Below are 12,789 nucleotides of genomic sequence, written 5' to 3' on the forward strand. Positions count from 1 at the left end.
GGAAAGCCCCCCCCAACTTTTGTAAAGCGCGAGAATATTTTCGGAATAGATCGGCTAGTTCTCCGAAGAGTGTCGTTGAGAATAGATATCTTGAACAATTGAGCGGGGCCTATCTTTCACCTCCTCCAAGATCTGTTTAACATAGAGGCCCATCAGCCCCGTAAAAACAGCATTCAAGCTGAAGAAAAAGACGACCACGGCCATGAGTGACGCCCATCCGTCCTGGACCGGTCCGGTCAGCGCGCGCAACACAACAAACCCGCCGTAAACGATACCCAAGAAAGCCATCATTAAGCTGAAACATAGCATTAATATCAGTGGTTTGGCCGAAAACGTCGTGATAGCAAGGGCAGTCAGAGCAACCCGCCTTCCTAGCGAGTAGGTCGTATCAGAGGTGCTGGCTTTGACAAAAGGGAACGATGCCTGGGGATAACCAGCAAGAATGCTTAATGGAACGAAGACTGGGTTTTTGTCGCGAAATTTAAGTAGAGCGGATACATACCGACGGGTCATCAATCGCATCGTTGATACGTTCTCGGGTATGCGTACTTCGCTCAACACTGAGAAAAGCCAGTAAAAAAGGTGCCCGGATATCCGCTCCATCCAGCCGCCTTTCCGACGTTCCTGCAGCCCGTATAGGCAATCAACGGCTTTTCCCTGCAGAACCTGCGCCATCTCCAAAAGCAACTCGGGTGGCTCCTCGAGATCGCTGTCAATTAGGAATATCAAGTCGCCCTGAGCATGTTCCAAACCGGCGAGCATTGCTCTGTGATGCCCGAAATTTCTGCTCAAGCATAACAGCGAAATCCGAGCGTCGCGCTCAACCCAATTTCGTACGATGTTCGCCGAACCGTCCGGACTGCCATCGTCGACAATCACGATTTCAATATCATCCGACACCGCCTCCCCCGCGGCCAAGGCACGTTGGATAAACTCGTCGATTGTGTCCATTGACCTAAATAGGGTGGTAACAATGGATAACTTGCGTGTCATGAAACTCATTTGACTTTCGGCAACCGAGACTTGAACCAGTCGCCAACTGAACGGAATTCTTCCAGGCCATAACCCAGTATTTTCTTTTGCTCGTCTGTAAAATCTGGAGCTTCCCCCAACACAGAAGGAATATGGAATTGCTGGCGCAGCATAGGAATCGTGAAGACGTGATTGATGGCGCGACGATTTTTGTCGGTGTTATTGGTGCTGCCCGCGTGGTAAACCATGCAGTCCAAGACAATGAACGTACCCCGTTTGACGGTGACGTGGGTCTCCAAACGCCGAACCACTTCGTCAGGTGGAAACGCTTCACGATGATGGGTTCCAGGGATCACGCGTGTGGCGCCATTGTCGATGGTAAAGTCGTCTAATGCAAAGAGTGCATTGATAGCGAGCGGCCGAGAGCTAGTGAAATGTTGATACGGCAAATCTCTGTGATACTGGGCCTGGTGATATTTGCTTTGGTGGCCACGGTTTATCAGGCCGTTCACTTGGTTCAGGATAAAGTAACCGCCAAGGAGCCGCGACAATAAGTCATGAAGTGGCCGATTGAAAACGACCTCCCAGAACTTGGGGCATACCATCGGAAGGAGGCGAATCGTATCACGCTCGCTAATCTTGCTAAGATCATAACCTTGGTCTGATGACTCGGTATCGTATTCTAACTCCGCTGTATTGAACAACCGCGAGAGTTCATCGAGCTTTGACGCGGTCAATCCGGAATCTAGCGTAGTGTATCCCAGTAGCCTGACCTCCTCGGCCAGGATATCGTAAATGTCGTTTGCTTCGGTGGCCGCAATAACGCCGTAGCGAGAAATTTCCGTCATGGGATGAGATCCTGCCTTGCGATTTCGAGAGAATGAAAGATCTGGACATCCTCCGATTTAAAACGATCTCGGACAAGCGGCCAGCTTCGCTCATGCACAGCCGCGATCAGAGGCAATCTTGGAAGGCTCAAGAAGTCTTTGACTGATACAACGGGTTTACCATAGAAATCCGCCTCTACCGGTTGATCCCTTACAAAAAACTCTGCTTTTTCGATCACGGACGGGCTATAGGCATGAAGAAGGTCCGAATACTCACCCGTGCCGAAGACGCCATACTTCCGGCCCTTGAGCATCCCGCAGGTCGTGTCTTGTACCTTGCTCCAGGTGTTGACATACTCTACGCGTTCTTGAGAAAGAACCTCGAAGCCGCGAGCCTGATTGCCAAGGTCAGCGTCGCCGAAACGCAGCAGGTAAATCCTAAAGCCCTGCAGGCCGCCCATTAAAGGGGAGTTTGCGACAATCCGCAGGTTTGCGCTGGCCGCAATCATCGCCAAGGAAGCGCGTGTAAAGTTGGAAATGTGATCGTAAAAGAGCAATTCCGACCCCACAATTTCTCCGTCGGGACAAATGACGACAATATTTCCCGTCTTATGGATGACGCGCCGGCATGCTTGCAAAAAACCGCGGGGATTACGCGTGTGCTCGATCACGTTAACTGACAGGCAAAGATTGTAATCCGGGGCGGTCTCCTCGAACTGCTCAGCAAAACCCTGGTGGATAGAAATTCGATCTCCCACGTTTAAACGCGCATTCGCGGCTACCCGGGAACTAGGCTCCACGCCGGTTGCAATTTGAGCGCCAAGCCTATCGGTCAAATGACTGAGCAACGTACCGCTGCCGCATCCAAACTCTATGATTTTGGGGAAATTGGCTTCATTCCCCAGCTGATGCTTCAAGAAAGCTTCTATCTGTCGGCTGTATTCGGCAGAGCGCGCAGCCTCCGCTACCGGGTCTCGCAGGCCGATCGAGTAATCGGCACTATAAATCTCTTTTATTTGCTCTTCTGAAAAATTCTTGGCGTGGAAGCCATGGCCGCAGTTGCTACAAGAACTGCGCTCAAGAGGATTCGATACCACCTTGCCGTCGCTAACCATCGAGCGGGCTGCATGCGGAATGGGTAGATTCCTAAAATCTGCTGATCCACATGCGGGACAGCTAGAAAAATATTCCGTCAAGCGAAGTCCCCCGCAATGCTTGCTAGCGGTCCGCAATATCGCAATATTGCCACCACGCGCAAGCCTTAAAAATGTGGGAGGTTGGCGCCAATAGCCGGTACGCTTTCCTCTTTCATCGCGCGTACACGAACGCTCTAAAGAGCATTGCGGCAGGAAACGCACGCGACCGGTCCAAGTGTCAACTCACGGCTCTCACGCAGGATCACATTCCTCACCCACGGTATTACATGGCGAAGCGCCGATACCCCTCGTTCCTTAGTTACCGGGAATGGGCAAAAGTCTCGAAACTCAGCGGTGCCCAATCATCTACGCCATCCTCGAGCATCGCAATTCATCAGCAGGCCCGAAATTTGACGCTGCGCGGAGTCATTTTAGGTACCTCATGTGATTTCGCGAGTCCCTTCCACAGTTAAAGAGAAGATCGAGGATCGTCACTCCATGAACGAATTCACCCCAGAGCTGGGGGTATCTAGGATAGCCGGCATAGTCAAACCATGTAAGCTTTATTCTTCGTTCTTTAAAGACTTCCTCATCTACGTAGTCTTTTGCCGCGGGGCCAGATACGTACTCCGTGCCACCAGCTTGGGCACAAAGCGCAGCCAGACGTTCCGTCTTTCCATCTACTAAAGTGTAGTCCCATGAGTGGGAAATTGTAGTTTGGATTGAGAGATAATTGCAGATTGCTTCGATGAATCGACGATTGAGCGGGGTAAGGTAGCTTGGCGGTTCATTTAGGTAAAGGGGCTCCAGCCACACGGCGATTTCCTTAAAGTGTGGCGCACGGCGGTAATTCTGGACAAGGCTCTTCCAATGGACGGCTGCCCAGTCGGCTCCTTCTATCTCGGTTTCACGGATTTTCTGGTGGTACTTTCCCTTTACCTGGACAGGAACCGTGAGCCATTGAACCCCTTGTGGGGTTTTGATCTGATTCCGATTGCGCCAATCACGCCGCGTATATTGCATGTCGTCGTAGAGGATAAACTCATCCACAGCAGCGATCATATCGAAATAACCCTTCCACGGGATATAGTTTGACTGTACGATGGCCACCTTCTTCACTTCATTTCCTTCGCTCGAATGGCTCGACAGGCGTTCAAAACCTCACTCGGTGCCGTCGGTTTGTAAAGCTCTTGAGTACGGCTACCATCATAGCCGCCTGCACCTGGGGCTGTTCGCCAGGTACCTACCTGCTGGTAGGCTTCAGGAAAAGCTGCCCCCAAACTCGGCATGAGTTCCACCGGAACGCTGCGCGGACCGTCGGGCTCGAACAAAATCCAGGCTGCTGCAATCTTTTCGCACGCAACACGTTCCAGCGCGGCTTTCGCCAGCTTCAGGCTGCCCGGATATCCACCTATGGTCCAAGCCTGACCAATGCTCTCAGCTCCGATCGCATAGAGGATGCCGGGGGACTGGCCTGATAGATCGATAACGGGCGTGCCGATTTCGAAGCCGCTGCTTTGAGCAGCCGCCGCGGCGTCAGTTAGATAAGCCGCGTATCCGGCTGATAATACCAATACGGATCGGTGCGGCCCGATTTCCAAAGGAGTTTCGTTGAGTCTGAGTGGCTGAGTTTGGCGCTGAGGCCGTTCAAGCCCCGTTTGCAGGAGGATTGCTGTTACGGTCTGAGCAGCCAATGCAAGCGGCAGTGCAAACGACCAGTTTCCCCGTTTACGCACGACTGGCCGCAGTAGCGTAGTACCCGCAAGAAGCCAAAAGATTCCCACCCAGGCTCCATTCTCCCAATAGTTCCTGTTGGTTCCAAATGCATAGATATGAGGCATTACAAGAAAGATAATGGAGACCGCCCATTGTACTGACGATATACTTTTCAACGGCGAGGGTCCGCCAAATATCAGGCCAGTCAAAGCTGCAGCAAATACGACCCCAAAAATCAGCAAGCCCTCAAATTCTCCCAGACCTGCAGTCTTGTGGACTTGGCCGAATGCCAGCAATGCAGTGACCGAGAAAAAACCCACAGCTACGATAAGGGATACGATCGCCCCTTTCGGTTTTTCAGTATAGGCACCCCAGATCGCAACGAGTGCTGCCACCAGAATGCTCAGAATAGCTATTTGTCCCGGGGCACGAACTCGAAAGTTATCGATCCGTAGGATTTGGTGGATAGTGTGACCGCCGCCTAGATATTGAGAAAATTCGGCTGCAAGCTGCAGCCGCTTGGCAAAACCCGATATTGATCCGTCAATCATCAGTGCGCTAGACAAGAGAAGCCCGAGAGCGGTCACCGCCGTAAGCAACATCAATCGAATCGACACCTTGCGTGCCACCAGCAGGCAAATGAAAATACCGACGGCCAATGCAACTGCCGTGCTGGGTTTTGCCATGAAGGCTAACCAACCGCCGATGCCAATAATGATCCATCCCGATGAGCTTCTATAAGTAAACGCTTTTTCGGCTAAAAGCAGACCAATCGCAGTGATTAGAAGCGCCTGAAATGCGAGGCTGTTATAATTTGGCGTAGCCAGCCAAGTATTGAACAGTATGAGGGAACTGACGCTTAACCCTGCTGCAGTGACATGCAGATCGACGCGTCCTTGATCAACCTCAGGCGCTAGTGACGTCAGGTGGGTATGAGCCAAAGCCCATCCCAATCCGAAAGTGATTAATATGTTGGCTTGCCTGAGGGCGGCGATATCACCACCCAAAAGAATGTAAAGAGGGCGGTAGATGAAACCAAATTGCGACGCGGAAGCGCCGTAGCTGAATGGGTTTGAAATCCACACCAAGTAAGAACTTTCATCGGTAAAGTCTATTCCATAGAATGTATATTTAAGAATCCAGCTCAGGATCGCGAGTGTTCCCAACGACGCGACGGCCATCGTCGCATAGCGCGTAAACGCAACAACCCTATTATTATTGTCTTTTATCAGAGGCACTCAGCTACCCATTGCTCAACGGTCGACTGTAAGAACTCATATCTGTCTAACCACGATCACCCGCTCTCGCCTGAGTAGGCGAGACCTCTTACTGCGTTTCCATCGATGATTCCATCTATTCGAGTAGGGGGAAGAATGCTTTTCTCGGAGTGACCGTCCAACGGCACATTGAACCCGCGCCCTTCATCTACCGGTGGTGACACCACAATGGAGGGCCGCCTGCGATGAGAGCCTTCCGAACGGTCAATCGTCCCAAACATATCATGAACAAATTTGCGATCTGGCTACGGCGCAGCGACATCGACGAGGAAGCCTCCAGGTCGGCCATCTGCACCCGCTCGACTGCGCGGCTGTAGGAATCGGCATCAAACGTCTGAAGAAAAGAGTGATTTTTTGGTACCCTCAGGACCTTCGTGACTGGTGTCCTTGGAGAAGATCGAGCCAACGAAATCTCAGCGCGCGATCAGGCCTCGTTGGCGGTGTCGCGGATAACCCAACCAGTGCCTTCTTAACCTCGGCGGTCGACCTGGCCGCCTGGATGGGGGCCAGCCCCCTTCTAAAGAAATCAAAGGCGCCTGATCCACGCGGCTGACTCACGTCAGCGTCGTAGAATCCGTTTTCGAATGGCACCAATAGCTCGGCTTGAGCAACGAACGGGGCATCGATGGCGGGAATCGCAAGTCGTTCTCGCAAAATCGCCAATGTGAACCTGTTGTGTCCAGCTAAATCGCCGAGGACCCTAGCTGCTTTCAGAATCACATCAGGCGAATATTCATCAATATCTTCGGGCGCTAGATTGTAGGTCCTGACGGCATTCGTCCGTAAGAAGACAACGTGCGAGGCCGCCTTACAATGCGCCCTTAGACGATCGAAGCGTCGCGCGTACCTCTCGCCGATCTCCTGAATGCCGATCTCCGGATTTACGTCATGCTCATGAGGAAAGCGCATGCCATATCTCGGGATGTAATACGAGGTTGCGCTTGCGGCGTCTGCATCTATGGGGGACGGCTCGAAACCCTTTAGGCTGTCGATCGAGAACTCGTCAATGAAGTCAAGAAGGCGGGAGAATCGGAAGCTATTTACCCAATCTATCGGGTAAGAGCCTTTCTGAAACCCGATCTTTCTAAGAGTCCAACTGACGTAGCAGTTGTAGCCCACAGACACTATCAGCGTCCCGCCCATCCCAAGCAAGCTCTCTTCCGTTGCAGACCCCAGCCATACACTCCGACTAGGCAGCGTTCAAGCCCGCGCCTTCGACCCACCTGTGCTTTGCGCCTACAGGAATCCTTGAAGGGAACGACCGCTTCCGAGATCCGGAAAGGCGGGGTATCGGCAGCGCGTGTCCTTGAGGCTCTCAGAGCCGAGCTGCCGTTCACTCTGCGAGCCGAGGGCGAAGCGGGCAAGACCAGGAAACCTCACCCGGATCTGGTGAACGCCGTTGTACCCACGTTTGAGACGAAACCCGCGACCACCAGAGAAGTCTTCCATGCTGTGCTGGCTGTGCTCCCGCCGGGCTGGCAGGCCACCGCTCTGCCGGGGCGCATAATCATGTGTCGCGAGAACCGCGAGTACTCTGCCGGGGTGGTTATCGGTCGATCCTGATAGACCTCGCTACAGCGCCTGTAGCGACTCTGGACACGTTGGGCGTCGTGTCCTATAGGTATGCAATGCGCCGCAGAGTTTTGGAGACCCTGCGACACACGTCCTTAACCCTTCTGGAAGGGGTCAGGGGTGCCGCCTAAAGGCGGACACCGATATTATGGTTCGGCGATGCCATGCCATGACCTGTCCTTTCTCATGTGCGCCTGGGTGACGCGGGTTATGTTATAGAAGGTTGGGCCGTTCGCTGCGGCTTGCCCTTCCGGTTTAAGAGGCCCCTTTCGGGGTCTCTTTTCGTTTCAGCCCTCGGCCGAATTACTTGAATGCATCCTCCGCAGAGGACCAATTGTCAGTCGGCTTGCTCTCTGCAGGAGCAGTGTTAGAGACCCATTCCGACGTCCAGTTCTCTGCGGGCGGCGGCGGTGGTGGCACCGGAGGTGTAGGCATCCGGTATTCAGGTGGCGGCGGCGGAACGGGCGGAACCCTCACCACGGGCGGCGGCGGAGGCGGCGGTGGCACGACCTTACGAAGCGCCTCCTGCGATGCTTCTCGTCCCTTTTCCGTCACCTTGAATTCGCCGTCGTTGACCCGGTCGACGAGACCCATCTCGACATACGTTTTCATCTGGCTGCGGGCAGCCGCTATCGTGATCTTGAGGTCCTTTAGATCGGAGATCTCGACGATCTGCGCGTAGCCGAAGGATTCGAGGTTCTGAAGATGAGCCAGCGCGGTTGCCCAGTTGATCGAGATTGACCGCTTCCGCTTATGGGTGGCAGCCGAATTCGTAGGCGGTCCGAACCCCGGCCATCCCGGAAGAACGGGGTAATGATGCGGCGATGTCAATGCGGTCATAAGGGGGCTGAACCGTGGGCCGTACACCATCTTCGCGGCGTCGGTATAGGACTCGATCTGGATCGATAGGACGCTTATCTCCGCAAGCATCTCGTCACGACGCTGCTGCAACTTCGCGATCTTGCGGAGCAGTTCGTGGCTATCGCCAGAATCGATGTCGTCGGTTGTATCCATGATGCCTTTAACCAGATCTTAACGCCGTCGGCAAGCCTTAAATCTTTAATACCCCTCATGATGTGGTCTTTTCCCCAGACAAGTAGTAGTCTTTTGTGTGTCCTATCCGCTACCGGAAGGATTCCGGCAAGAATGGTGCTGAGATTGTCAACACTGAAAATACCGCATGTTACGCGTGTTCACGTCGGCGGGGCGGACGCAACGCCGCAATTCCATTCGTATAGAAACTCGACGCGTTGGAATTATCCTACTCATCGTGTGGTCATTCGTATTAATGGGAGATTTAAACAATTGCCGACAATTGGCAGCGACAACTGCGCGACGAAACGGATAAAGCGTCAGGGTGAACGTTTCGAACGCAACGTGTTGCAACGATTGGAAGCGCACGTGGAAACCCCCGGCGTTTGCGCCAGTCGTCGGGAGCGCACACCATCCTAGTGGGCAACTGAACGAGGAGGATGTGACGCCCGGCTCACCAGCTCGGCGGCGGTTTCCGTTATTGCGGCTGCCGTTATTGATCTGGCTTCACGTCATCCTTGACGTCGAGATCCTCGGAGAATTCCTTCGCTTTGACGTCTCGGATAGCGTCTTCCAAAGCCTCTGCCATCCCCTCGAAGATGGTCGCGACCTTCTTGAGGTATTCCCTCTCGATGAATTCGATCTGATTGCCTTCTTTGTCCCGACCGTTGCGGTGAACGCAGTCGTGACGCTTCGGTACCGACATCATTATCAGCTTCCTGTCGTCACTGTCCTTGGGCAGGATCGATTTCTGGAACGCCTGTTCGCTGATCCAATTCACCAAGCTCAAGTCGTGGAAGGAGAGTGCCTGGAGCGCAGTCTTCACCATGTCCTGAACGATTGTCGGATTATCCAAGACAGTCTCGAGACTAAGCTGCTTGTCCTTGAGCGACTTATGTTTGAGCATCTTACGCTGCAGATTGGTGTCGTACTGCGCAGCGCCGACGATAGCGTCCGAGAAATAGGCTTCGACGATGGAATACAGCGTTATGAACAGCATCCGGTTTCTGCTGTTAGAGCTGCTGATCCGGGAAATGTCGTCGACGTTTTCACGCCACTCCTCGATCGCCTTCAGAAAGATTCCGTACGCATCTGGCTCTGGCTCCGGTTCGTTCCAGTCATCCGGAAAACCTGCAGGAACGACTTCTACGGGTGTCTCTGGCTGACCATCGATCCTTGCTGATGTGTGACTGTTAATCCGTATGATCCTCACCGACCACGAATGTTCGTCTTCAGGGTTCAAGCAGGAGATTTCTTCGACGGTTTCGCCGTCCTCAATCGGCGTTACCATGTACCCTTTGCCTGGATGACCACATACGGGGCACAAGAAGCTGACGTCATAATCCCAGAATGGTTCCTCGTCGTGCATCTCCTGCTCAGACAGCATCCATTCCTTCATCCTACCCATCGTCGTCTCCGCTCTGCTTGATTGCATCCTGCCTATCAGCACGCGCTTTCCGAAGCGTGAATTTCCGCTGCGTTTGCGGCGGGCACCGGAAGCGCACACCATAATCCTGGAAAAGCAGGAGATCAGGCATGGCAGCCGAAGATATCGAGTACGATGAGATTCGGCAGTGGCAGATTCGCGATGGCTGGTTTCTCGACGAGATCATGACGCTAGATGACTGCGAGGAGGCGCTCGACGTCCTCGAAGACGATATCGCCAATGTCCGGACGCAGCTCGCATCCTGTGATGAGGGCTTGTACCGTCAGGGCACAAGGCGTGGGCCGTCCGCGCTCGAAATGCGTTATGCAAGAAGTGCAGCGTTCTCAAGCGCCTGCGCGCTCGAAAGCATTCTTTGAAACTGACACTCGAGCAGGCTCAGCGGGAAGCAATGATCCAGGGCCACCATGACCGTCAGCAGGCGGACGGCTATCTTTATCTCATGCCGAGCGTGACGCGATCCGCGCCAACAAGGAGGCGATGGAAGAGCTTCGGGATATCAGCCGCGATGTTCTGGAGGGCCTTGTGTCGGACCTCAAGGAAGGCAAGAGCGGCGCCGATATCCTCGCCAGCGCTCTCGGCAGAATTGGCGATCGACTGCTCAATTCCGCGCTCGATGGCCTGTTCAGCAACAAGGGAACCGGCACGGGCGGCGGCCTGTTTGGCGGTGCGATTATTCCCGGCATCCTCCATGACGGCGGCGTCGCCGGTCGGGACGGCTACGGTCATGGCCGACACCAGGAGAGGCAAGACGGGTGTTGCCGTCATGCTACCGCTGGTGGCCCCCGTGTACACGGCCATTGAGGCCGCACCGAAACACGACGCGCTCACCCTGTGCGCTAACAGCTACGGCAAGCCCTGGAGCGTATCCGGTTCAGGGCATCATGGCGACCTATTCGCATGAAGCTGGAGAAGGAGGGCAAGGTCCAGCCTGGCTTAACCCTCAAGGGCCTCCGCCATACAGTGGCGACCGTTCTCCGGGAAATGGGGAAGGACTACGCGACGATCGCCGAGGCGCTCGGACAGAAGACCGAGGCCACGGCAAAGCACTACTCGCGGCGCGCCGACATGTCAAAAAGAACACCGCCACCGTCACGGATCTCAGCGCCGAAATGAACAGACGGAAAACAAAAATTGTCAAACCCACTTCGTAGAAGTGTCGAACCCGATTTGATTAGCGAGAATGCGGATATGGAAAAACCTAAGCACAATAAGGGCTTAGAATGGTGCCCGGAGGCGGATTTGAACCACCGACACGCGGATTTTCAATCCGCTGCTCTACCAACTGAGCTATCCGGGCATCGAGGCTTTGAAGCCTTCCGGCCCGAGGCCGGCGGGGGCGTTTCCCCCGGAGCGAGCGGGGTTATAACATCTTGTTCGGCCATGTCCAGCGCCAGAACCCACTTTTTTGACAGGATTACGAGAATCGCAAATTCCTGAACAAAAACAGACAGCACCCGCCCCCGTTCAGTCGTCCGAGCCGTCCGGCTTGGTCTGGTCCTCCGAAACCGGAATGGCGTAGGAGCCCGTCAGCCAGCGCGACAGGTCCAGCGTGCGGCAGCGGTCGGAGCAGAACGGGTAGTTTTCGCGCGAGGATGGCTTGCCGCATTCCGGGCAGGGTCTCGTTTTCCTCAGCGGCTCGACCTTGCCGCCGGTCTTGATCGGTTCCGATGTCATTTTGAATACTCCTTTCTACAGGGGCATGGCGCATTCGGCAGCCTTTGACCGCCGATGACACCCTACGGGCGCAGCCGGAGCACCTTTCGGCTTGCTCCATCGGCCTGCGCCATCTGAACCCGCCTCTATCAGCCTTCCGGCCAGGCCGCCACCACGTCGAAGCCTTCGCCGGCCAGAAGTCCGGTCACCTCGAAAAGCGGCAGGCCGACGACATTGGTGTAGGAGCCGACGAGTTTCTGAACGAAGGATCCGGCAATACCCTGTATCGCGTAGGCGCCCGCCTTGCCGCGCCATTGCCCGGACGCGATATAGTTTTCGATCTCGCGGGTGGAAAGCCGCTTGAAGCGCACCTTGGTCTGCACGACCTTCTGGCGGAACTGGCCACCGGGGGTAATCAGGCAGATGCCGGTATAGACCCAGTGGCCGCGCCCGGAGAGCAGGTGCAGGGCGGACGAGGCTTCCTGTGTATATTCGGTCTTTTCGAGAATGCGGCGGCCGACGGCGACCACCGTGTCCGCCGACAGGATATAGCTGTGCCGCCAGGCCGGATCGTTTCTGATAGCCGCCAATGCCGCCTCGGCCTTTTCGGTCGAAAGCCTGCGGGCGAGCGAGCGCGGATGTTCGGATTTCTTCGGCGTCTCGTCGATATCCATCGGCATCAGCCGCGCCGGCGTAATGCCGGCCTGGTTGAGGAGATCGAGGCGGCGCGGAGAACCGGAGGCCAGTATCAGCTTTTGTTCCAGCGCCATGAGAGCCCACCGCGAAAGATTAAGGATTACTTGAAGCGGTAGGTGATGCGGCCCTTGGTCAGGTCGTAAGGTGTCATTTCGACAAGCACCTTGTCACCGGCCAGAACGCGGATACGGTTCTTGCGCATGCGGCCGGCGGTGTGGGCGATGATCTCGTGTTCGTTTTCCAGCTTCACGCGGAACGTCGCGTTGGGCAGGAGTTCGGTCACGACGCCCGGGAATTCGAGGACTTCTTCTTTAGCCATCTATAGTTTTTCTTCCTGTGTTTGGTTTGGGCCGGCAACGCTTTTTCGCGCCTGCCCGGAAATTTGCGCGGAAACTACACAATCATGTCCGCTTTGTGAACCTCGCTTGAGCGCTATTCTCAATGTCGCTTCAAGCGGCATG

At 54.8% G+C, this 12,789-nt stretch carries 14 protein-coding genes and 1 tRNA gene; 2 read left to right on the forward strand and 13 right to left on the reverse strand.

The annotated features are described in order from the left end of the window. Positions 1-54: 54 nt before the first annotated feature. The 8 genes from ACZ9EJ_RS21715 to ACZ9EJ_RS21750 form a co-directional block, all read right to left on the reverse strand. Positions 55-1,002, reverse strand: coding sequence for a glycosyltransferase family 2 protein (locus ACZ9EJ_RS21715; protein WP_046629725.1), 948 nt, complete (start codon positions 1,000-1,002; stop codon positions 55-57). Further along, positions 999-1,820 carry a phytanoyl-CoA dioxygenase family protein gene (locus tag ACZ9EJ_RS21720; protein WP_046629726.1) on the reverse strand — a complete coding sequence of 274 codons (822 nt, stop codon included), beginning with the start codon at positions 1,818-1,820 and terminating at the stop codon, positions 999-1,001. Before ACZ9EJ_RS21720 ends, ACZ9EJ_RS21715 begins: the two co-directional genes overlap by 4 nt. Then, complete coding sequence (locus ACZ9EJ_RS21725) at positions 1,817-2,995, reverse strand: class I SAM-dependent methyltransferase (protein ID WP_476099800.1); 1,179 nt, start codon at positions 2,993-2,995, stop codon at positions 1,817-1,819. The genes ACZ9EJ_RS21720 and ACZ9EJ_RS21725 overlap by 4 nt, the downstream gene beginning before the upstream one ends. 366 nt (positions 2,996-3,361) lie before the next feature. Further along, entirely contained in the window at positions 3,362-4,054 is a 693-nt protein-coding gene (locus ACZ9EJ_RS21730; protein WP_046629728.1) for a WbqC family protein, read from the reverse strand. Then, positions 4,051-5,889 (reverse strand): hypothetical protein, encoded by a 1,839-nt coding sequence (locus ACZ9EJ_RS21735; RefSeq protein ID WP_046642403.1) that lies wholly within the window; start codon positions 5,887-5,889, stop codon positions 4,051-4,053. Before ACZ9EJ_RS21735 ends, ACZ9EJ_RS21730 begins: the two co-directional genes overlap by 4 nt. A gap of 402 nt (positions 5,890-6,291) precedes the next feature. Beyond that, positions 6,292-7,071 (reverse strand): DUF1796 family putative cysteine peptidase, encoded by a 780-nt coding sequence (locus ACZ9EJ_RS21740; RefSeq protein ID WP_046642404.1) that lies wholly within the window; start codon positions 7,069-7,071, stop codon positions 6,292-6,294. A gap of 732 nt (positions 7,072-7,803) precedes the next feature. Beyond that, positions 7,804-8,514: a helix-turn-helix domain-containing protein gene (locus ACZ9EJ_RS21745; protein WP_046642405.1), complete on the reverse strand. Its 711-nt coding sequence runs from the start codon at positions 8,512-8,514 to the stop codon at positions 7,804-7,806. 511 nt (positions 8,515-9,025) lie between these two features. Further along, positions 9,026-9,940: a hypothetical protein gene (locus ACZ9EJ_RS21750; RefSeq protein WP_046642406.1), complete on the reverse strand. Its 915-nt coding sequence runs from the start codon at positions 9,938-9,940 to the stop codon at positions 9,026-9,028. 128 nt (positions 9,941-10,068) lie between these two features. Between ACZ9EJ_RS21750 and ACZ9EJ_RS21755 the strand changes: the two genes are divergently transcribed. Beyond that, entirely contained in the window at positions 10,069-10,335 is a 267-nt protein-coding gene (locus tag ACZ9EJ_RS21755) for a hypothetical protein (protein WP_046642407.1), read from the forward strand. 76 nt (positions 10,336-10,411) lie between these two features. Here the strand turns inward: ACZ9EJ_RS21755 and ACZ9EJ_RS21760 are convergent, their stop codons facing one another. Next, positions 10,412-10,705, reverse strand: coding sequence for a hypothetical protein (locus ACZ9EJ_RS21760; RefSeq protein WP_046642408.1), 294 nt, complete (start codon positions 10,703-10,705; stop codon positions 10,412-10,414). 171 nt (positions 10,706-10,876) lie between these two features. Between ACZ9EJ_RS21760 and ACZ9EJ_RS21765 the strand changes: the two genes are divergently transcribed. Next, positions 10,877-11,092 (forward strand): hypothetical protein, encoded by a 216-nt coding sequence (locus ACZ9EJ_RS21765; RefSeq protein WP_046642409.1) that lies wholly within the window; start codon positions 10,877-10,879, stop codon positions 11,090-11,092. A 108-nt stretch (positions 11,093-11,200) separates the two neighbouring features. Here the strand turns inward: ACZ9EJ_RS21765 and ACZ9EJ_RS21770 are convergent. From ACZ9EJ_RS21770 to infA, 4 genes are all read right to left on the reverse strand, one after another. Next, positions 11,201-11,276: transfer RNA gene (locus tag ACZ9EJ_RS21770), tRNA-Phe, on the reverse strand. 167 nt (positions 11,277-11,443) lie between these two features. Next, on the reverse strand, positions 11,444-11,653 hold the full coding sequence (yacG, locus tag ACZ9EJ_RS21775) for a DNA gyrase inhibitor YacG (RefSeq protein WP_046642410.1): 210 nt from the start codon (positions 11,651-11,653) through the stop codon (positions 11,444-11,446). Positions 11,654-11,781: 128 nt separating this feature from the next. After that, positions 11,782-12,402 carry a Maf-like protein gene (locus ACZ9EJ_RS21780; protein WP_046612711.1) on the reverse strand — a complete coding sequence of 207 codons (621 nt, stop codon included), beginning with the start codon at positions 12,400-12,402 and terminating at the stop codon, positions 11,782-11,784. A 26-nt stretch (positions 12,403-12,428) separates the two neighbouring features. Further along, a complete protein-coding gene (gene infA, locus ACZ9EJ_RS21785) occupies positions 12,429-12,647 on the reverse strand; it encodes a translation initiation factor IF-1 (RefSeq protein WP_004435948.1) in 219 nt (72 codons plus the stop codon). Positions 12,648-12,789 lie beyond the last annotated feature (142 nt).

Source organism: Neorhizobium sp. USDA 3394 (assembly GCF_056280385.1).